Source organism: Stenotrophomonas sp. ZAC14D2_NAIMI4_6, from assembly GCF_003086875.1.
In the GTDB taxonomy this organism is placed as follows: Bacteria; Pseudomonadota; Gammaproteobacteria; order Xanthomonadales; family Xanthomonadaceae; genus Stenotrophomonas.
In genome coordinates, this window is the sequence record NZ_CP025996.1 from 4,213,332 (window position 1) to 4,232,655 (window position 19,324).

Here is a 19,324-nt window from a genome sequence, read left to right on the forward strand (position 1 = left end):
AACAAGCTCGACTCCGCGGCGCGCCAGAGGGCCATGACCGTAGATAGGAACGCCTTCATGGCCTATCTCCCAGCATGGCGACCTTCTTTTCATAGCCCAGCAGACCGCCTAACAATTCCCTCGGAGCATCGCCATCTCTGCTCGTCAGTAGATGCTAGCCATAATGCGGATGTAATCATCCAGAGAGGCGACCCTCTTATCGATCGCGACGCCACGCTTTCTTGCCAATGACTGAACTTCGACAATCAATACGCCGTACCCCGCGTCCCACGCATGCAGTTGTCCGGGCGATAGCTCCTTCGAGAAGCGATCTGTTGACCGAAGTTTCCCTGCAGGGAGTCGAAGCTCGTCTGCAACGTGCCTGAGCAACTCGATCACGGTCTCCTGCTCGAACCCGCTGTCTAGATAGTACTGTGCATAGAAATCAGGTGCAGATAGTTCGTCTCTCTCTTCCGGTTCGCTCATCACTTAAGGCCCCTATTCGCCGACTGCGCGACAGCCACAATAGACCATGGATCCGATATCCCAGAACCTCTCCGAAACAACCGCTACCGCAGCCTTACGCCCTAAGAGTCGTCCCGCCGTACTCCAAGACGCTTGAATAGGGCCGAATCGTCGACCATTGGCTGCTCGCTGCATGATGGCCACGTGCTTCGCCGTCCACCGCGGTCAAGCGATGGCTGCTAGCGGGATAGGTGCAATCGGCCACACCGGCCGCACTGGTCAATGCAGTGCGGTTGCCAATGGCAACGTACGCATACGTCTCAATCGGCGTGTCCGTCGTACCACTCCCGGTCTGGGTCAGGCGGCCCAGCTTTCGTAGGCACAGGTGGCCAACACAATTGAGCCTCCGACTTCTTCAGTTCGTTGATCGCGCAATTGGAATCCTAGGCACCCCATCACAAGCGACGCCCCTCTTTAGGATCACCTGCTTCTTCCTGATTTCAGAATCCATACCAGAGGCCCGCCCAGAACGTAAAAGACGGCCTTCAGCATTTGAGCCATCTTTTGGCGCCTGCTCGATGCGACGCTCGCTGAGTACTTCTCCCGAATAGCACGCCTCTTGCGTGCGAGGTCCGCCCTGGCATCGACTCGTAAATCCGGATTTTTTCTCTTTGATTTCTGTGCCATCAACCTTGTCCATTCTTCGGGAAACAGCCAAGTTCATGGCTTCTCCAGGAACGATCATCTACCGAAAACCTTCATCGAATATTGATGGCACAGGTTGACTCCGACCCAACATCGGCAATGCATCCGATTGATGCGCATCGGACAACACCAGCTCCCGTGAACTGCAATCAACCAGGACCGCGCCCCTTATTTCCTCGACGAAGCGGGTTTTCCCTCCTTCCGATCAACATCGAGGCAACAACAAGCATGGATCCGCCAATGACCCACAGCCCCCCCCAATCAATCTGTTGTAGTGCGCCTGCCCAACCAATCGGATGATCGACATGTACAGATCACAGTTGACTCTACATGGCCCTGCCCCAATCAATGCCCCGGAAATTACGGCCACTCCAAAGGCGATCGTAACGATCCCCACCAGAGTTCCAAATGCTCGGAGCATCATCAAATCACCTCCGCGACCGCCAGTTCATTAGTGCAACCAGAAGAAGTTCAATCAGATCAAGAAGACCTGCCTCGGGATGAGACAGCAACGGGCGCGAAGTATTCGAATAATGCGTATGGGTATTGATCGCGGCGACCACGCATCGAACCCAGCCTCCGCATCATATCCTCATGCGCAGACAAGCAAGCTCTCGACCATTATCAACTGGCGCTAAGAAATCAGCGCCTGGGGCTCACGCGAGCCTCGACAACCGCTACAAGCCGCTCAAACCCGGGATTCTCTCTCATGAAATCCAAGGCTGAGCGTCCATCTTCGGATTTTATGAATGGGTCGGCACCACAGGAAAGAAGATACTCAACTGCATCTACATTTCCATGCAAGGCCGCAGCCGCCAATGGCGTCAGGCCAATATCGCCAATGACATCAATGTTGGTTACGTAGGGCATTAAATCCCTGAGAAGTTCCACTTCATTACCAGCTGCCGCTGAGTGAAGGGGGGTGTCATCGCAGACACCATGAGTTTCTGGACTGACGAGATCGTATCCTTCAAATGTGTACTCTTCCGCAAACTTGGCCAAAATCCCCTTGAGCTTTTCATCATTCGCATTCATTTGGACACTCCTTACGGAACTGCTCTTCAAGAATTTTGAGCCGAGCCCAATCCTGAAAATTTTGCGCAAGATGCCTTCCACCGGGACACTTTGGCGCCATCCATTTCATGCCCCAGGCATGTCGGCGCAACGAAACATCTTTGAGGAATTCGATTCTATTCCGCAAATTTTTACAGGGATCGTCGTCCCGTTGATACCCCTTCTGCTGAATTTCTTTGTACTTTTTATACTCAGCACTTCTGCGCGCGTCGTCAGTAAGCCAAGCTGCATTCATGACCGCGGAAAGCGTGGCCGCGTTGCCGCTGGTCGGGTCCAACCATGCGCCCGGATCCATGAACTGGAACGTTAAACCCGCAGCACCAATCGGGCCTGCCATACCATCACCGGATTGCCCGGGATAGCCATCGCCTTGATTCTGAAGCACTCGCTGAAGCTCCCGCAGCCCGGAAGGGTCACTCGACCCAATGGGTGCTCCGCTGACGTAGGAGTAGCTCGATATCCCACCCGCCAACCCAATCGGGTCACTCTGCGAGTACCGCCCCACCGCCGGGTCATACTCCCGCTGGTAGTTGTAGAACATCCCACTCGCATCCGTCGCCTGCTGGCCCGGGAAGCGCAGCGCCAGTTCGAACGCCACACCATCACCGTCCGGGTCGGCACTCGGGATCTGGTTGCCGAACACTTCGCTCTTGTTGCTCCACTCCCAGATCGCCACATCCCGCACGGGGTCGATCACCACGCGCGGGGTACCCAGGTGATCGGGCTGGATGTAGGCCAGCTCCGGCACGCCCGCAGCGGGCACATTGATCAGCGCGACCGGGTAATTGTCCAGCCAGATGGCCTGCTGCTGCGCGTCACCACTGGCGCTGTAATTGCCCAGCCATTGCCCTGCCTCGTCATACAAGGTGATTTGCACGCAGACTATTCGATGTTCCAACGCAAAGCCCCAGGGCTGAGCTTAAGGTCAATCACAATAACCCAGGCGATCAGCCTCGTCACTCAGCTTCCGGGCAATATGTTTCAACCGAAACACCAAGCCTGAGACCGATAATCTCCCTCAAAGCCTCATAATCAAGCTCAAAGTTCCCCATCCCCTCCGACATGAAGATACTCACATAGAACTCCGCCTTTCCGCCACCCTCAACAATTTCGGAAAGAAATGAAGCCTTACAACTCAAAATACTGCACAACCTTAGTAACTCCTCATCCAACTCAACATCAGCTCCACGTACGAGAGGCATGGAAACATAGGTTTTTTCGTAGACGCCTCCGTCCGAGGACGGCGGGCGCACATCCCCCGCAGTCCAAGAGAACCTCGGCACCAAACCAAGTTCCAATGCAATCTTGCTCGCTGGCATGGACGGATGCCAGACCCGCAGAGATATATTTGTGCGCTGAATAGTCATAGTTTTTCGCTAGTACTCATAGTCGCTGATATTGCCCTCTTTCCTGCCCTTTCCATCCCGTGTACCTACCCATATATCGCCATTGGGAGCAACGCCTGTCCAGGTAGGCGCATCAGCGCCCACGCCGTCCTTCAGGGCTTCAACTGTTTCGTGATCCAGCCCGAATCGCTTCTTTGCCTCGCTGATGGGTAGCGTCCCACTTGGACAATCACTCGGCTTTGTTCGAGAACCGTCTTTTTTACTCCCATGCCGCTGATTCGTCACAATGTTGATTGAGGCGGGCAGGATGGGGAACATCGTCTCAAGCGCAAGGTACCCGGGCGCTATGAAGTCACTGGGGTATAGCATCGGCCCTTGATCCGTAGGTACGTATCCAAGATCAGGGTGGTAGTAGCCTCCACTCGAGGATGGGAAACCCGTCGAATGAGCGCGCTGTATTGCTGCTTGGCGGGCCGCTGCAGATTGGAGGCCTAGCGTATCGAGATCGCTAATCGGTCGTGACAGGGCGTATGAGAAGGTGCTTATTCCACCCACCAAACCAATCGGGTCACTCTGCGAGTACCGCCCCACCGCCGGGTCATACTCCCGCTGGTAGTTGTAGAACATCCCACTCGCATCCGTCGCCTGCTGGCCCGGGAAGCGCAGCGCCAGTTCGAACGCCACACCATCACCGTCCGGGTCGGCACTCGGGATCTGGTTCCCAAACACTTCGCTCTTGTTGCTCCACTCCCAGATCGCCACATCCCGCACTGGGTCGATCACCACGCGCGGGGTACCCAGGTGATCGGGCTGGATGTAGGCCAGCTCCGGCACGCCCGCAGCGGGCACATTGATCAGCGCGACCGGGTAATTGTCCAGCCAGATGGCCTGCTGCTGCGCCTCACCACTGGCGCTGTAGTTGCCCAGCCATTGCCCTGCCTCGTCGTACAAGGTGATCTGCGCAGTGCCGCCCGTCGGGGTGCGCAGCACGCGTTCACCACGATGGTTGTAGGCATAGCTTTCCAGCACTGCGCTGCCCTGCTTCACCGCATTCATGCGGTTGGCGTCGTTGTAGGTGAACGCCTTGCTGCCAATGCTGGTGGTATTGCCCGCCGCATCATGGCCGCGGGCTTCGCCGTCCACCGCGGTCAAGCGATGGCTGCTGGCGGGATAGGTGTAGCCGGCCACACCGGCCGCGGTGGTCAATGCGGTGCGGTTGCCGGTGGCATCGTACGCATACGTCTCAATCGGCGTGCCCGTCGTACCGTCCTGGGTCTGGGTCAGGCGACCCAGCGTGTCGTAGGCATACGTGGCCAACACGGTTGAGCCCGCACCATTCTTCAATTCGGTGATTGAGCCCACCGGGTCATAGCCGTAGCTCAGCGACAGGCCGCCGGCGGCCGGGTCGTGTACCGCCTGCGGGCGGTAATCCAGATCCAGCGGACGCTGCAGTTGGCGCCCATTGCCATAGCTCCATCCCGTCGCGGGGCCGAAGGCGGCGTAGGTCACGTTGTCGACCACCACCTGCCGCGCTTGCCCCGGGCGGGTCAAGCCAACCTGGCTGATGCGCCCCAGGGGATCGCGCACATAGTCAGCCACACTGCCATCGGGATAGGTCAGCGCGGTCAGGCGGCCCGCCTTGCTGTAGGCATAGCGCAAGGTGCTGGCCACACCGTTGATCGTCTGCACCTTGCGGGTGATCTGGCCGAAGCGGTCGTGGCAGTACTGTGTGCTGCCATCGGCATGCAGTACCTGGCCCAGGCGCCCCTTGGCGAAGCGCTCATCGGCGGCACAGGCGGCCGGCGCCACATCGTAGCTGTAGCCGATATCCAGATTCGGATCTGGGTACGCAACACCGATCAGGCGGTTGAGCGCGTCATAGCTGTAGGTGGCCGTAACACCGCGTGCATCGGTGCGGGTCTTGCGATTACCCGCCGCATCCACGGTGAAGCTGCTGGTGCCGCTGTCGGGACTGACCTGGCCGGTCAGGTCGCCGAATCCATTGTAGGCATAGGTAGTGTGCAACCCCTTGGGATCAGTCACCTGGGTGACCTGATCCAGCGCGTTGTACTGGCTGCGGATCTCCGCCGCCACGCCGCCCACATCCTGCAGGGTCTTGGCCAGACGGTTCAGCGGATCGTGCTGCTGGCTGGTCACACGCTGAAGCGCATCGGTCACCGTCTGCGGGTTGCCGTTGGCGTCGTAAGTGAAGCCGGTGGCATGGTTGCCCGCATCTTTCAGCGCGGTCAACTGGCCAAGGATGTTGTAGGTCCGCGCCAGTGTGCGCCGCAGGGTGCCACCCGCATCAACGGTGTCCTCGTTGAGGCGGTTGCCGGCATCGTCCAGCGTGTAGTGGATGGTGTTCCCGGCACTGTCTGCGATATCGGTCAGGCGCTGGGCCGCGTCGTACACGTAGGTGACGCTGCTGCCGTCAGGCTCGGTGACCTGTTGCACCTGGCCAGTGGGCCAGTAGCTGATCTGGGTAGAGCGGTCGTCAGCCGTGGTCGCGCCGCGCACCGTGATCGATGTCGGCCAACCGCGCGGGTGGTAGCCATAATCGGTTACCACGCCATTGCCATCACGCACGGACAACGGGCGCCCGAAGGTATCGTAAGAAAGCGTCTCCGTGGTGTGGCCCAGCGCATTGCTGATGCTGCGCAGGTCGCCCTTGCGGAAACTGCAGGTGCCACCGCTTGCACAGCCCGCATCGTCCGCGGTGTACCACGCACGGGTCGTAATATCGCTCACGTCAGTACGGGGGCCATCGGTCGACCGCAGGGCACCCACTTGGGCACAGTCAGGACCTTCGGCCTCGCAGTAGGTCAGTGTGGTGACACGGGTCTCATCCGTGGCCGTATCACGCACGGTGATGACCGTGGGCTGCAGGCGTGCATTGCGGGCAATGCGGGTTTCCTGCGTACCCACGGTCTGCAGGACAACCCGGTTGCTGTCTATCGCAACGCGCGTTTCACTCACCCGCTCCTGCGGGGTTCCCGCAGCTTCCGTCGTAGTCGTGACCCGCACGGCGCCTGCCAGCGGGTCGGTCCCCTCGGCGTAGGCATATTGGGTTACCGTGCCGCGTCGATCCGTGCTGGATGCAACACGCCTGCGGAAATCCGTACTCTCGGGCAGCAGCACAGTTGTGGTGGTACCCGCGGCATCAGTTGAACCCGTGACCATGCGCGGGAGCGTGCCTGGGCCACCTGCGGTCAGTTGGTAGGTGGACGTCTTTCCCAAGGCGTCGGTCACGACGGTGTCACCGGCCGGCAGGTACGCGAGGTCAATCCCATCGATTCCTGCACCCGCCGTGCCTGGACCAGGGGAGTGACGGCTGTAGATCACGCGCCCCTTGTCGTCATACCCGAACCAGCTGAAACGGCGGTTGTCCTCGGCGGTAACACCGGTGAGGTAATTCGGGTAACGCGCATCCTCATAGTGGTAGCTGCGCACGCTTCCATCTGCGTACGTGGCGCTGAGCAGATTCTCGCTGCTGGAATAAGCGTACGAAACCAACGCCTGCCCGGCCAATGAAATGGATGAGATCCGCAACGCATTGCCCGGCACTGCGTAGTGAAGCGTCAACTGGCGCCCGCTGGAATGGGTGACCGACAGCAAGCGCCCGCGCGCGTCGTAGGCATAGGCCAGCCATGTTCCGTCTTCGAAGTCGCGGTGCTGCATGCGGCCTTCGTTATTGAAGTACAGGCGCTCCGTTGCACGCGACACCTGCCATCCCGATGTCTGCTGGACCGCGCGGTCGCCGCTGCCGTCGTTGGCCTCGTACTGGGTGCCGACTTTGACAAAGGCGATCTGGTTTCCATCAGGATCGATCAGGCCGACCGACAATGCCGGCGGGAACACGGTAGGGTCGTTGCCGGTGGCAAGGCGTATGTTGTGGGAATGGGTCCAGCCGATCCCCATCGACTCGCCAGCAGTGCTAGTCAGGGAGTGATAGTGCCGCTGGACACTGACCCAGCCCAGGTCGAAGTCAGGCTCTGGCTGGCTCTTGTCACCGGTGGCGGGATTGCAGGGGTTGCCGCGCATCGGACACTGCTTGGGTTGCGGCGGGCCCTTGTAGGTCATCATGCCGGCAGTGCGCATCTCGCACATGCCGCTGGCCGCGTTCCATTGGGTGCTGGACTTGTTGGGGCAGTCCACGCGGCGTTTGCGCTCCAGCACACCGCGCACGAAGGCGCCCAGGCACGAGCCCCCACCGAAATCAAGGTAGCGTGTTCCCGACAGCGTTGCCGTATCGCGTCGGCTGCTGCCATCGGGTCCTTTGTCAGAGCCTTCCACCCACTGGATGGGGTCCAACTGCAGGGCCGGGCACTGCGGGTCGGACGCGTTCTGCGTGCGGATCGCCTGCATGAATAGCTCTTCGCTTGCGTAGGGCTGCGAGGCGTACGTGTAGGTCCAATCCGCCTTGATCAGCGCCAGGGGCTGAAAGCGATAGTCGGTGGTTGTCTCACGAGGGCTGACCGCTTGGCTGTGCACATACCACTGGAAGGGGACATCCACCTGGTCGCCGGCGAATATCGCCTCGATGGATTGGCGCGCGGCGCGCTCAAAAGGAAATTTCTGGCCTGGCAGATACGGGAAAGCCGTCCATTCCTTGCCAACTTCCTGTGCGTATGCGCTGGCACCCACGGCGAGACCCGGAAGGGCCAACGACAGTGCCAGCAGCCATTCGGCTTTGATTCGCTTGAACATCCCTGTTCTCCACTCCTGGGCGGGGGTCGCACCGGAGGAGGAACACCCACACGCCAGCATCGCCATGGCGCGCTGTACGTCGGACCGTCCCTGTTCCGGTAACGCGGCTGGGCCGCATGGGCGAAGTTATCTCCGAAATAACCGGCACGTTCAAGGCATGAACTGTGCTGTCGGTCGAATTTCGGATTATTCCTAAACGACACGAGCCACCCGATCACCGGCCAGAGGCGAAGCCTGCGGGCCTATCGCGCTGCGGTCACAACGCCAACCCCACCCCACAGCCGCCCCGCGCACGGCACTCCCGCAGCGCACACTCCTCTGCGGCTTCCGAATCGTCCAGCGCGCTCAGGTCGAAGGTCTGTTCGTCTTCGCCCAGCACGTACATCACCGGGTAATCCCAGACGTCATCACGACGGCTGCCCTGCACGAACAGGCGCCCGCGTGCATCTGGTCCCTGCAGGCCGACGATCAGGCCAACGTTGCGCTGGCCGTCGATTGCGGTCTGCATGCTGCCCACCGGCATCGCGTCGGCCTGCAGCGGTTCGCCGAAGGCCTGCACCAGTTCAATGCTGCACCCAGCGCGGCGCATGGCCTCGCGCATGGGTGCGCTGTCGCGCGCGGCATCGCTCCAGCGCAGCAGGCTCCACCCGGTAGCGCCGCCCAGGGTGGCCAGCAGCAGCACCACGGCCAGCGGCATGGCCCAGCGCCAGTGGCGCCGCCACCAGCCGGTGGCGGGGGCGGCATGTGCGGGAACGGGCGGTGGCAGCGGCATCGGCGGGCTCCTTCCCAGTCGCGATCAGGGCTTCAGGCAGCGCTCCAGGAAGGCTTCGGCCACGCGGTAGCGGTGCAGCGCGTCGGCGCCGGACAGGCCGTGCTTGGCGCCCGGGTAGGTCATCAGTTCGAACGGCTGGCCACGCTTCTGCAGCGCGCTCATCAGGCTGGTGGAATTGGTGAACAGCACGTTGTCGTCGGCCATGCCGTGGATCAGCAGCAGCGGCGAGCGCAGGCCGTCGATATGGGTGAGCACGCGCGCTTCGCGGTAGCCGGCGTCGTTGCGCTTGGGCAAGTCCATGTAGCGTTCGGTGTAGTGGCTGTCGTACAGGCCCCAGTCGGTGACCGGTGCGCCGGCCACGCCGCAGGCATAGCTGTCCGACGCCTTGGCCAGCAGCATCAGGGTCATGTAGCCGCCGTTGGACCAGCCCTGCACGCCAATGCGCGCCGGGTCCACCCAGGGCTGCTGCTTCAGCCAGGCCACGCCGCGCAGCTGGTCGGCCACTTCCACCGTGCCCTGCTTGCCGTACAGCGCGCCGCCGAAATCACGGCCGCGACGCGGGGTACCGCGGTTGTCCAGCGAAAACACCACGTAACCCTGCTGGGCCAAGTACTGGTTGAACAGATGGTCGCCACGGCCGGGCCAGCTGTCGGTGACGGTCTGGCTGGCCGGGCCGCCATACACGTACACCGCCACCGGGTAGCGCTTGGACGGGTCGAAGCCGGTCGGCTTGATGATGCTGTAGTTCAGCGCGGTCTTGCCGTCGGCGGCGGTGAGCGTGCCGAACTCGATCGGCCGCTGCGCATCGCGGTAGCGCGCGTAGGGGTGCTTGGGGTCGGCCAGATCGTTCTGCAGCAGGGTGGCGATCTTCTCGCCATTGGCGCGGTACAGCTCGATCTGCGGCGGGGTGTTGCTGTTGGACCAGGTGTCCACGTACACGCTGGCGTTGCGGGCGAAGCTGGCGCTGTGCATGCCCGGGGCCTGCGACAGACGCTGCGGCGCGCCACCCTGCAGCGACACGGCGTAGATCTGGCTTTCGCGTGCCGAGTCGATGCCGGCGCGGAAATAGACCTTGCCCGCCGCTTCGTCCACGGCCAGCAGTTCGTCCACCGGCCAGTTGCCGTGGGTGAGTGCGGTGGTCTTGCCGTCGTTGCCAATGCGGTACAGGTGCTGGAAACCGCTGCGTTCGGACGACCACAGCAGGCTGCCGTCCTGCAGGAAGCGCAGGCTGTTGTGCAGCGGCACCCAGGTCGGGCTGGTTTCATGGGCCAGCGTGCGCGTGCCCTTGCCGGCCAGGTCCACTTCCACCAGGTCCAGCTGCTTCTGGTCGCGCGACTGGCGCTGGTAGGTCAGGCGCTGGCCATCGCGCCAATCCACGCGCGCCAGGTAGATGTCCTGTTCCTTGCCCAGGTCGATCCAGCGCGGCGCGGCAGCGGCGGCCGGCGCGATCACACCCAGTTTCACGGTCACGTTGGCATCGCCGGCGGCCGGGTAGCGCTGCTCGATCACATCGGTGCGGTCGGCGTAGACCTCGTAGCGCTTCTGCACCGGCACCGGGCTTTCATCGATGCGGGCGAAGGCGATGGCCGAATCATCCGGCGCCCACCAGTAGCCGGTATGGCGGTCCATTTCCTCGTCGGCCACGAATTCGGCCACGCCATTGCCGATGGTCGCGCTGCCATCGTGGGTGAGCTGCACGGCCTTGCCGCTGGCCAGCTCGATCACCCACAGGTTGCGGCCGCGGATGAAGCTGACGAAACCGCCCTTGGGCGACAGCTTGGCGTCGGTGGCGAAGCCTTCGCCGTGGGTGAGCTGGCGCACGGCCGCGGCACCCTGCTGCTTCAGGTCGTACAGATACAGTTCGCCGCCCAGCGGGAACAGCAGGCGCTGCGCGTCCGGTGCCCACTGGTAATCGACGATGCCGGTCATGGCGGCGATGCGCTGGCGCTCGCGGCGCGCCTTTTCTTCATCGCTCAGGGTTTCGGTGCCGGGCAGCACCACCTTCGAATCCACCAGCAGGCGGGTCTGGCCGCTGCCGATGTCGTAGCTCCACAGGTCCAGCTGGTTGCGGTCGGTGTCCTTGCCACGCAGGAAGGTGACGCGCGAGCCGTCCGGGGCCACCTTGGGCTTCATCAGCGTGGGGCCGGACAGCGGCAGCGGGCCGGTGATGGCTTCCAGGGTGAGTTTTTCGGCGTGGGCAACAGTGCTGGTGGCGATCATGAGGGCAAGCGAGGCGAACAGGTGGCGCATGGGACATCCCGGGCAACGTCAGTGTCCATCCTAACCAAGCCGGTGCGCGAAGGCAGCATGACCTTCTGCCCATGGCCAGCGGGGGGCAGAGCCCTTTGCGGCGCAAAGGGATCTGACCCCGGTTTCGCCAAGCGTCAGCGCTGGCCGAACAGCTGCTTGCGCTCTTCGTCGCTCAGCGGCTTGCCGGCGTTGGGGTTCACCTTGTCGCGCAGGGCGTAGGCGCGCTGGGTGGCCGGGCGTGCGGCGATGGCTTCGTGCCAGCGCTTCAGGTTCGGGAACGCGGCAAAGTCGACCGGAATCTTGTCGTAGGCGCCGATCCACGGGTAGCTGGCCATGTCGGCAATGCTGTACTCGGCACCGCCCAGGTAGGCGTGCTCGGCCAGGCGCTTGTCCATCACCCCGTGCAGGCGGCGCACTTCGTTGTCGTAGCGCTCGATGGCATAGCCGATCTTTTCCGGCGCATACACGTTGAAATGGCCCATCTGCCCGCTCATCGGGCCCAGCCCGGCCATCTGCCAGAACAGCCATTCCAGGGTGGCGATGCGCCCACGCGGGTTGGTGGGCAGGAACTGGCCGGTCTTTTCGGCCAGGTACAGCAGGATCGCGCCGGATTCGAACACGCTCTGCGCGGCGCCGCCGTCGGCCGGGGCATGGTCGACGATGGCCGGCATCTTGTTGTTGGGCGAAATGGCCAGGAAATCCGGCTTGAACTGGTCGCCGGCGCCGATGTTGACCGGGTGCACGCGGTAATCCAGTCCGGTTTCTTCCAGCAGCAGGGTCACTTTGTGGCCGTTCGGGGTGGGCCAGTAATACAGGTCGATCATGGCGTCGGCTCGGCGTCGTTCAGGAAAGTGCCAGTCTAGTGCCTTGGTTGGCTTGGCACCGTCATGGTGGGCCGGTAACCTCGCCGCTTCCCCGCAACGCACTGTCCTGCATGAGCCCCCAACGCCCCCTGTCCCCGCTGTCCTCGCTGATCTTCGCCTCGCGCTGGCTGCAGCTGCCGCTGTACCTGGGCCTGATCGTGGCGCAGTGCGTCTACGTGTTCCTGTTCGGCAAGGAGCTGTGGCACCTGATTTCCCACTCGGCCTCGATGGGCGAGCAGCAGATCATGCTGATCGTGCTGGGCCTGATCGACGTGGTGATGATTTCCAACCTGCTGGTGATGGTGATCGTGGGTGGCTATGAAACCTTCGTGTCGCGCCTGCGCCTGGAAGGCCACCCGGACCAGCCGGAATGGCTGAGCCACGTGAACGCCAGCGTGCTGAAGGTGAAGCTGGCGATGGCGATCATCGGCATCTCCTCCATCCACCTGCTGAAGACCTTCATCGCCACCGGCGCGCTGGGCGGCATTCCGCTGTGCACCCCGGAACAGATGGCCGTGGCCGCCGCCAACATCGGTGCGGCCCGCTGCGCCATGCTGACCGCCGATGGCGTGCTGTGGCAGACCATCATCCACTGCGTGTTCATCCTGTCGGCCATCGGCATTGCCTGGACCGACAAGCTGATGTCCAACGGCCATGAGAAGGCCGAGGGCCACGGCAAGGGCGGCGCGCACTGAGCCCTGCGGGCCGGCAGCCGCCCCGTGCTGCTGCCGGCCACGGCCACTGCCCTTGTACGCAATGGCGGCGGGGATGCTAGATTGCACCCTCGCCGCAGTCGGCGCCGGCGTCGGGAAACGCCGGCGGCCACGCCCGGATCCCGATCCCGGCGCTGCAGCCACACGCACTACGTAACGTCGTCTTCTAAAGGGGAGCAGGATGTCGCACGTCTCTACGATCGCTGCCGCGCGCCGGTGGATGCCGGTTGCCCTGGTGCTGGCCCTGGCGGCCTGCTCGGGCAAGGAAGAAACACCCGCCGCTGCCGCACCCGGGGCCGCCGCGCCCGCCGCAACGGCCCCGGCCGATGCCGCCGCACCGGCGGTCGCCGCCAAGGTGCAGTCGATGGGCACCGAACAACTGCGCGAGGCCGCCAGCCAGGCCCTGCGCGAGAACCGCATGTACGCGCCGGCCGGCGACAACGCCATCGAGTACTACCTGGCCCTGCGTGACAAGACCCCGGACGACGCCTCGGTGAAGAGCGCGCTGACCGACCTGCTGCCGTACACGCTTATTGCCGCCGAACAGCACCTGGGCCGCGAGGACTTCAGCGAAGCCCAGCGCCTGGTCGCGCTGATCGAGAAGGTGGACCCGTCCGCCCCGGCCCTGCCGCGCCTGAAGGAAGGCATGACCAAGGGCGTGCAGGTGGCTGCCAAGCGCACCGAAGACGAGACCGCCAAGGTCAAGAAGGACGCCGAAGACCGCGCCAAGCAGCTGGTGGAACAGCAGCGCCTGGCCGACCAGCGGGTGAAGGAAGCCGAGGCCGCCAAGCAGATTGCCGCCCAGCAGGACGCGGCCCGCCGCGACAGCGAGCGCCAGGATGCCGAACGCCAGGCCGCCGCACGCCGCGAGGCCGAGCAGAAGCAGCAGCAGGCGGCCGCCCAGGCCGCGACGGCCGCACGCCAGGCCGCTGCCACCGCGGCACCGAGCCTGCGCCCGGTCAGCACGCCGGCGCCGCGCTATCCGTCTGAGGCGCTGCGCTCGGGTACGTCCGGCGAAGTGCTGGTGGAGATCACCGTGGGCACCGACGGTTCGGTGACCAATGCACGCGTGCTGCGCGCCACACCGTCGCGCGTGTTCGACCGCGAGGCACTGAACGCGGTGAAGCGCTGGCGCTTCGAGCCGGTGGGGGCACCGGTCACCACCCGCCGCACGCTGGTGTTCGCGCCGGGCGGTTGATCCACCCGCCACGACTGCGAACTGCCTGCAGGGCCCGGAGCGATCCGGGCCCTGTTGCGTTGTGGGTATTGGGCCCTGTGCGGGGAACCTGTCGCGTCTGGCTGCGAGGGGGCTGCCGCCGACACGCTGCGGGCCTTGCTGGCGTGTTGCCCGCTCGCGCCGCCGTTGCGGGCCGTGCAGGCTGGGGGATTCCCTGCGCCAGGCACGCGCGATGCACCATCCGCCACTGTCCCCCTACCCGCCCTGCCTGGTGCGGCAGCGCGCGCGCCACCCGGCCACCTTGTTCGTCGACGACGACGATCGTCGCCAGCTGCTGGCCCTGCTGCACAGCGCGCTGCTGAAGCACGGGCTGCTGCTGCATGCCTACGTGGTGATGGATGACCATCTGCATCTGCTGGCTACACCGCGCACAGGCGATGGGGTGGTGCGTGCGCTGCGCGCGTGCTGCGCCGCCTACAGCCGGGCCTTCAGCCAACGGCATGGGCGCCCCGCGCCGCAGTGGCAGACCGGGCTGCAGTGCCTGCCCGTGCAGGACCCGGCGTATCTGCTGGGGGCGCACCGCCATGTGGAACGGGGACCGGTGCATGCGCGTGTGGTGGAACACCCCGAACAGCACGCCTGGTCCAGCATCCACGGCAACCTCGGGCTGCGCGAAGATGCGCTGCTGACAGCGCACCCGCAGTACCTGGCGCTGGGCGCAGATGCGCAGGAGCGTGCCCTGCGCTACGCCGCCTTCCTGTGCGATGGCACCGCGCATGCCGATGCCATCGCGATCGAGGCTCTGGCACGGCGACCGCCTGCCCTCGGGGTGGCGGTCACCCTGCGCGCGCCCCGGCTCAGCCGGAAATAGCCAGGCGCTCGTTGTGGTAGCGGCGCACGGCAGCGAACCACAGCACCGCGGCCAGGCCCAGGCTGGCACCCAGATAGATGCCCCACACCGTCGGCGAGATCGCTTCGTGGCGGATCACCTTCAACAGCATCTGGTTCTGCGACAGGAACGGCACCGCGTACTGCCACAGCTCGCTCTTCACCGGGTAGGCCATCAGCGCGTAGCCCGGCAGCATGGGCAGCAGCACCAGCCAGGTCATGTGGCTCTGCGCTTCCTTCATGCTCTTGGCGGCCGCCGACAGGTAGGTCAGCAGCGAGGTGCCGATCAGCAGCATGGGCAGCATGACCAGCAGCATCTGCAGCATGGACACGATGTTCATGTTCAACTGCCGGCCGACATTGCCGGGGGCGATCTGCGCGCTCAGTTTGAATGCCACCAGCGTGAGCAGCAGCGAGGCAAAGCCAACCACGCAGGCCGCGGCGATCTTGCCGCTGACAATCGCACTGCGCGAACCCGGCGTGGCCAGCAGCGGCTCCAGCGACTGCCGCTCACGCTCGCCGGCGGTGGAATCCATCACCAGGTAGGCGCCACCAATGAACGAGGTGAGCGTGAGCAGCACCGGCAGCAGCATGGACAGCATCATGCCGCGCTTGGCTTCGGCGCTGGCCATGTCCTGCTGGGCCACATCCAGCGGGCGTGCCACCTGCGCATCCACGCCACGTGCCATCAACCGCAGTGCCCCCACCTGGCCGTTGTAGGTGGCCAGCGCCGCCTGCAACCGCGCACTGGGCACTTCGGCGGCACGCCGGGTGCTGTCACGGATCACTTCCACCAGCGCCGGCTTGCCGTCGGCCCAGTCCTTGCCGAAATCGGCACTGATGCGCAGGGCAACATCGATGTCCTGCGAACGGATGGCCTCGGCCAGATCGGCCGGTGCGGTGGTGGCATTCAGGCCCTGTGCGGCCAGGAAGCGCACCAGGTTGGGCGCGTGTTCGGCGCCGATGGTGGGAATCTGCAGCGGCTGTTCAATCTGCGTGCGCACCCGGCTTTCCGACAGCTTGCCCATGCCCAGGATCAGCAGCGGGTACAGCAGCGGCCCGAACAGCAGGGTCAGCGCCAGCGTGCGGCGGTCACGCGACAGATCGCGCAGTTCCTTGCGCATCACCGTCATCAGGGTCGACATCATGCTCATGCGTGCAGGCCCTCTTCGCTGCCGATCAGTTTCACGAACGCATCTTCCAGATTGGTTTCGCCCGCCTGTGCACGCAGTTCATCGCTGCTGCCGGCGGCCATCACGGTGCCCTTGGCGATGATGACGATGTGGTCACACAGCGCGCCCACTTCCTGCATGATGTGGCTGGACAGGATCACGCAGCGCCCTTCTTCGCGCAGGCCCAGCAGGAACCGGCGCAGTGCGCGGGTGGTCATCACGTCCAGGCCGTTGGTGGGTTCGTCCAGGATGACGTTGCGCGGGTCGTGCACCAGCGCACGCGCGATGGCGGTCTTGGTCCGCTGGCCCTGCGAGAAGCCATCGGTCTGCCGGTCCAGGATGTCGCCCATGTCCAGCGCATGCGACAGCACCTCGGTGCGTTCGCGGATCTGCTGCGCCGACAGGCCGTGCAGTTCGCCGAAGTAGGCGATGTTCTCGCGCGCGGTCAGCCGCTTGTAGACGCCACGGGCGTCGGGCAGTACGCCCAGGTGGCGGCGCACTTCCACCGGATCGCGCGCCGCGTCGATGCCATCGACGGTGATGCTGCCCTGGTCGGGGGTCATCAGCGTGTACAGCATGCGCATGGTGGTGGTCTTGCCGGCGCCGTTGGGGCCCAGCAGGCCGGTGATGCGGCCATCAGCAGCAGTGAAGCCGACGTTGGCCACGGCCTGGATGCGGCCGGTGCGGGTGTCGAAACCCTTGTGCAGGTTCTCGGCGACGATCATGGGGCCCATCCGTTGAACGAGGTGAATGCCGGCACGTAGCTCAGCGTGTCCAGGCAGCTGGCATCCAGTGCCTTGGCGTCGGTGGTGTCGATGAACTGGCCGAGCAGGCGCGGCATGCAGCCGGCGCTGAGCGTGCCGTGGCCCTGGCCGCGGGCGACCAGGGCGCGCCCGTTGGGCAGGCCCTTGACCACCTGGTCGGCGTAACGCGGTGGGGTGACCGGGTCCAGCTCGCCGGACAGCAGCAGCACCGGAAGGTCGCCCTTCAGCGCGGCGGTGGTCGCTGCCGGTGCCGGCTGGTGCGGCCACACCGGGCAGGCGGCGAAGAACGCGCGTGCCGCCTCGGCACCGAACAGGGCGTCATCGCTTTCCGGCGGCGCCTGGAAGCGCGGCGCGTCTTCGCTGCAGATGACCGACCACTGCATGCCACGGTTGATCTGGAAATCCATGCTGCGGGTGGCACCGCGTACCAGCGAGGCCAGCGGCGCGTAACGGCCCTGCGCCGCTTCATCCAGCACCAGCGGCAGCAGCGATGAATATTCCGGCACGTAGGAGAAAGCGAACGCCAGGCCGACCACGCTGTCCGGCGACAACACGTCCTGGCGCGGCGCATTGGTGCCGGGGTCGCGGTAATCCACGGTGACCGGCGCACGGCGCAGGGTGTCGGCCACGCTGCGCAGCTGTTCGCGGGTATCCACCGGGAAGCGCTTGCTGCAGGCGGCATCCTTGCGGCACTGCGCCGACTGCAGGGTGATGGCGTTGTCGAAGGTCTTGGCGAACTCGCCGCCGACCACCAGGTCGTTGGGTACCACGCCGTCAATGACGATGCTGCGGGTGTGCTGCGGGTAGGCCATGGCATAGCGCTGGGCCACGCGCGTGCCATACGAGCCGCCCACCAGGTTCAGCTTTTCCGCGCCCAGCGCCTGGCGCACGGCGTCCAGATCGGCAATGGCTTCGGTGGTGGTGTAGAAGCGCGGGTCGGCACGGCCCTTCAGCGAGGCCAGGCACTGCGTGGCAAAGTCGCGCATCACCGCTTCGGTGGGCGCAGCGTCTTCGTCCAGCTGCAGTTCCTTGCCATCGGCACCCAGGCAGCTGAGCGGGTTGGAGCCGCCGGTGCCGCGCTGGTCGATCAGGAAGATGTCGCGCTGCTTGCGCACCTGGCGCAGGGCGGTATCGACAATGACGGCCACTTCGCTGGCGGCCTGGCCCGGCCCACCGGCCAGGAAGAACACCGGGTCCGGCGCACCGGCACCGCTGTTGCCCGCTTCCAGCAGGGCAATGCGCAGGTCGATGCTGCGGCCGGCCGGGTTGGCGCGGTCCTCGGGCACCTTGAAGGTGGCGCACTGCGCTTCCACGTTGGCGCTGGCGCCCACGGTGGACAGCGTGCAGGGACGGAAATCGATCTGGCCGTAGCGACGGCTGGGACTGTCGCCACCATCGGCGGTGCCGGCGGAAGGCGGCGCGCTGCAGCCGGCGGCAAGCAGGCTGGCCAGTACCCCGGCCAGTACAAGTGGGTGCTTTTGCATCGTGCGTGTTTCCCCTGGAGGACGTTCCTGTCGACCACGACGCGCGGTCGCGGCGGATGTGACCAACTGCAGGGGACAACTTACACGGGCACGCTGCTGGCGGCGATGGGCGCCGGTCGAAAAACCGGGCGCCCTCCAGCAGCCTTACTTGCTGCTGACGTACTTCTCGCGCCGCACCTGCGGGTTGCCCAGGCCGGCCGCCTTCAGCGCCTCGGCGCAGGCATCGACCATGTCCGGGTTGCCGCACAGGTAGGCGATGTCGGTGACCGGGTCCGGCTGGATGCCGGCCAGGGCCTGCTGCACGTAGCCGTGGTGCACGTCCGGGTGCGGCTCGGCCGGCAGTTCGCGCGACAGGCACGGCACATAGCGGAAGTTCGGGTGCTTTTCGGCGAAGCTGTAGAAATCATCGCTGTACAGCAGTTCGCCGGGGCTGCGTGCGCCCTGCAGCAGCACCACCTGCACGCCGCGCTCGGCCATGGCCGTAGCCAGCAGTGGCAGCATCGACCGGTACGGGGTGACGCCGGTGCCGGTGGCGATCAGCAGGTAGCGGGCATTGTGGTCGCCGGGCTGCAGGCAGAAGCGGCCGTAGGGGCCGGACGCGCTGACCTGGCCGCCGATGTCCAGGGCCTCGAACAGCGCCGTGGCGGCGCCGCCGGGCACGAAGCTGACGGCGATGTCGACCGCTTCGCCGGGGCCCAGGGCGTGGTCATGGATGGTTGCCAGCGAGTAGCTGCGCTTGGTTTCGGTGCCGTCGGCGTAGGCGAAATGGACCTGGATGAACTGGCCGGGCTGGAAATCCAGCGGCTGGCCGTCATCACGCACGAACTGGTAGTGGCCGATGGTCGGCGCCAGCATGCGGCGGCCGACCAGCTTGATGGGGAATTGGACAGGCACGACTTTTCGGGACAGTGTGTAGCCGGGGCAAGCCCTCGGGGTCTTCTATAATAGACCCTCCCCGCCCCTCT

The 19,324-nt window shown here is 64.6% G+C and carries 15 protein-coding genes and 1 pseudogene; 3 read left to right on the forward strand and 13 right to left on the reverse strand.

The genetic code is table 11. The annotated features are described in order from the left end of the window. Positions 1-144 precede the first annotated feature (144 nt). The 9 genes and pseudogenes from C1933_RS19120 to C1933_RS19155 all read right to left on the reverse strand — a co-directional run bounded on the left by C1933_RS19120 (position 145) and on the right by C1933_RS19155 (position 12,122). Positions 145-465: a hypothetical protein gene (locus tag C1933_RS19120; RefSeq protein WP_108754529.1), complete on the reverse strand. Its 321-nt coding sequence runs from the start codon at positions 463-465 to the stop codon at positions 145-147. A 394-nt stretch (positions 466-859) separates the two neighbouring features. Further along, positions 860-1,189, reverse strand: coding sequence for a hypothetical protein (locus C1933_RS20180; RefSeq protein ID WP_159094023.1), 330 nt, complete (start codon positions 1,187-1,189; stop codon positions 860-862). 602 nt (positions 1,190-1,791) lie between these two features. Continuing rightward, positions 1,792-2,184 carry an ankyrin repeat domain-containing protein gene (locus tag C1933_RS19130; RefSeq protein WP_108754530.1) on the reverse strand — a complete coding sequence of 131 codons (393 nt, stop codon included), beginning with the start codon at positions 2,182-2,184 and terminating at the stop codon, positions 1,792-1,794. 442 nt (positions 2,185-2,626) lie between these two features. Further along, positions 2,627-3,097: pseudogene (locus tag C1933_RS19135) on the reverse strand (RHS repeat-associated core domain-containing protein); the annotation flags it as partial. A gap of 82 nt (positions 3,098-3,179) precedes the next feature. Beyond that, positions 3,180-3,542 carry a hypothetical protein gene (locus tag C1933_RS20185; RefSeq protein ID WP_159094024.1) on the reverse strand — a complete coding sequence of 121 codons (363 nt, stop codon included), beginning with the start codon at positions 3,540-3,542 and terminating at the stop codon, positions 3,180-3,182. A 57-nt stretch (positions 3,543-3,599) separates the two neighbouring features. Beyond that, positions 3,600-8,276 carry an RHS repeat-associated core domain-containing protein gene (locus C1933_RS19140; protein WP_199911391.1) on the reverse strand — a complete coding sequence of 1,559 codons (4,677 nt, stop codon included), beginning with the start codon at positions 8,274-8,276 and terminating at the stop codon, positions 3,600-3,602. Positions 8,277-8,532: 256 nt separating this feature from the next. Then, entirely contained in the window at positions 8,533-9,048 is a 516-nt protein-coding gene (locus C1933_RS19145; protein WP_108754532.1) for a cytochrome c oxidase assembly factor Coa1 family protein, read from the reverse strand. Positions 9,049-9,072: 24 nt separating this feature from the next. Next, positions 9,073-11,298 carry a S9 family peptidase gene (locus C1933_RS19150; protein WP_108754533.1) on the reverse strand — a complete coding sequence of 742 codons (2,226 nt, stop codon included), beginning with the start codon at positions 11,296-11,298 and terminating at the stop codon, positions 9,073-9,075. A 134-nt stretch (positions 11,299-11,432) separates the two neighbouring features. Further along, on the reverse strand, positions 11,433-12,122 hold the full coding sequence (locus C1933_RS19155; RefSeq protein ID WP_108751277.1) for a glutathione S-transferase N-terminal domain-containing protein: 690 nt from the start codon (positions 12,120-12,122) through the stop codon (positions 11,433-11,435). Positions 12,123-12,232: 110 nt separating this feature from the next. Between C1933_RS19155 and C1933_RS19160 the strand changes: the two genes are divergently transcribed. The 3 genes from C1933_RS19160 (at position 12,233) to C1933_RS19170 (ending at position 14,922) form a co-directional block, all read left to right on the forward strand. Then, entirely contained in the window at positions 12,233-12,856 is a 624-nt protein-coding gene (locus C1933_RS19160) for a TIGR00645 family protein (RefSeq protein ID WP_108754534.1), read from the forward strand. Positions 12,857-13,055: 199 nt separating this feature from the next. After that, the gene (locus tag C1933_RS19165) at positions 13,056-14,072 is read left to right on the forward strand and encodes a TonB family protein (RefSeq protein ID WP_108754535.1); all 1,017 of its coding nucleotides are present in this window, start codon (positions 13,056-13,058) and stop codon (positions 14,070-14,072) included. 211 nt (positions 14,073-14,283) lie between these two features. Continuing rightward, complete coding sequence (locus C1933_RS19170) at positions 14,284-14,922, forward strand: transposase (protein WP_108754536.1); 639 nt, start codon at positions 14,284-14,286, stop codon at positions 14,920-14,922. Here C1933_RS19170 and C1933_RS19175 read toward each other — a convergent pair. The 4 genes from C1933_RS19175 to C1933_RS19190 form a co-directional block, all read right to left on the reverse strand. Continuing rightward, positions 14,909-16,093, reverse strand: coding sequence for an ABC transporter permease (locus C1933_RS19175; RefSeq protein WP_108754537.1), 1,185 nt, complete (start codon positions 16,091-16,093; stop codon positions 14,909-14,911). The genes C1933_RS19170 and C1933_RS19175 overlap by 14 nt on opposite strands. Then, entirely contained in the window at positions 16,090-16,836 is a 747-nt protein-coding gene (locus C1933_RS19180) for an ATP-binding cassette domain-containing protein (protein WP_108751282.1), read from the reverse strand. Before C1933_RS19180 ends, C1933_RS19175 begins: the two co-directional genes overlap by 4 nt. Further along, a complete protein-coding gene (locus C1933_RS19185; RefSeq protein WP_108754538.1) occupies positions 16,833-18,359 on the reverse strand; it encodes an alpha/beta fold hydrolase in 1,527 nt (508 codons plus the stop codon). Before C1933_RS19185 ends, C1933_RS19180 begins: the two co-directional genes overlap by 4 nt. Positions 18,360-18,503: 144 nt before the next feature. Next, entirely contained in the window at positions 18,504-19,253 is a 750-nt protein-coding gene (locus C1933_RS19190) for a ferredoxin--NADP reductase (protein WP_108754539.1), read from the reverse strand. Positions 19,254-19,324: the final 71 nt, after the last annotated feature.

What these genes read in the sequence shown, in the direction of transcription:
- C1933_RS19175 (WP_108754537.1), bottom strand. Translation starts at nt 16,093, where the DNA reads ATGAGCATGATGTCGACCCTGATGACGGTGATGCGCAAGGAACTGCGC.
- C1933_RS19170 (WP_108754536.1), top strand. Translation starts at nt 14,284, where the DNA reads ATGCACCATCCGCCACTGTCCCCCTACCCGCCCTGCCTGGTGCGGCAG.
- C1933_RS19140 (WP_199911391.1), bottom strand. Translation starts at nt 8,276, where the DNA reads ATGTTCAAGCGAATCAAAGCCGAATGGCTGCTGGCACTGTCGTTGGCC.
- C1933_RS19155 (WP_108751277.1), bottom strand. Translation starts at nt 12,122, where the DNA reads ATGATCGACCTGTATTACTGGCCCACCCCGAACGGCCACAAAGTGACC.
- C1933_RS19165 (WP_108754535.1), top strand. Translation starts at nt 13,056, where the DNA reads ATGTCGCACGTCTCTACGATCGCTGCCGCGCGCCGGTGGATGCCGGTT.
- C1933_RS20185 (WP_159094024.1), bottom strand. Translation starts at nt 3,542, where the DNA reads ATGCCAGCGAGCAAGATTGCATTGGAACTTGGTTTGGTGCCGAGGTTC.
- C1933_RS19130 (WP_108754530.1), bottom strand. Translation starts at nt 2,184, where the DNA reads ATGAATGCGAATGATGAAAAGCTCAAGGGGATTTTGGCCAAGTTTGCG.
- C1933_RS19185 (WP_108754538.1), bottom strand. Translation starts at nt 18,359, where the DNA reads ATGCAAAAGCACCCACTTGTACTGGCCGGGGTACTGGCCAGCCTGCTT.
- C1933_RS19160 (WP_108754534.1), top strand. Translation starts at nt 12,233, where the DNA reads ATGAGCCCCCAACGCCCCCTGTCCCCGCTGTCCTCGCTGATCTTCGCC.
- C1933_RS19150 (WP_108754533.1), bottom strand. Translation starts at nt 11,298, where the DNA reads ATGCGCCACCTGTTCGCCTCGCTTGCCCTCATGATCGCCACCAGCACT.
- C1933_RS20180 (WP_159094023.1), bottom strand. Translation starts at nt 1,189, where the DNA reads ATGATCGTTCCTGGAGAAGCCATGAACTTGGCTGTTTCCCGAAGAATG.
- C1933_RS19120 (WP_108754529.1), bottom strand. Translation starts at nt 465, where the DNA reads ATGAGCGAACCGGAAGAGAGAGACGAACTATCTGCACCTGATTTCTAT.
- C1933_RS19145 (WP_108754532.1), bottom strand. Translation starts at nt 9,048, where the DNA reads ATGCCGCTGCCACCGCCCGTTCCCGCACATGCCGCCCCCGCCACCGGC.
- C1933_RS19180 (WP_108751282.1), bottom strand. Translation starts at nt 16,836, where the DNA reads ATGATCGTCGCCGAGAACCTGCACAAGGGTTTCGACACCCGCACCGGC.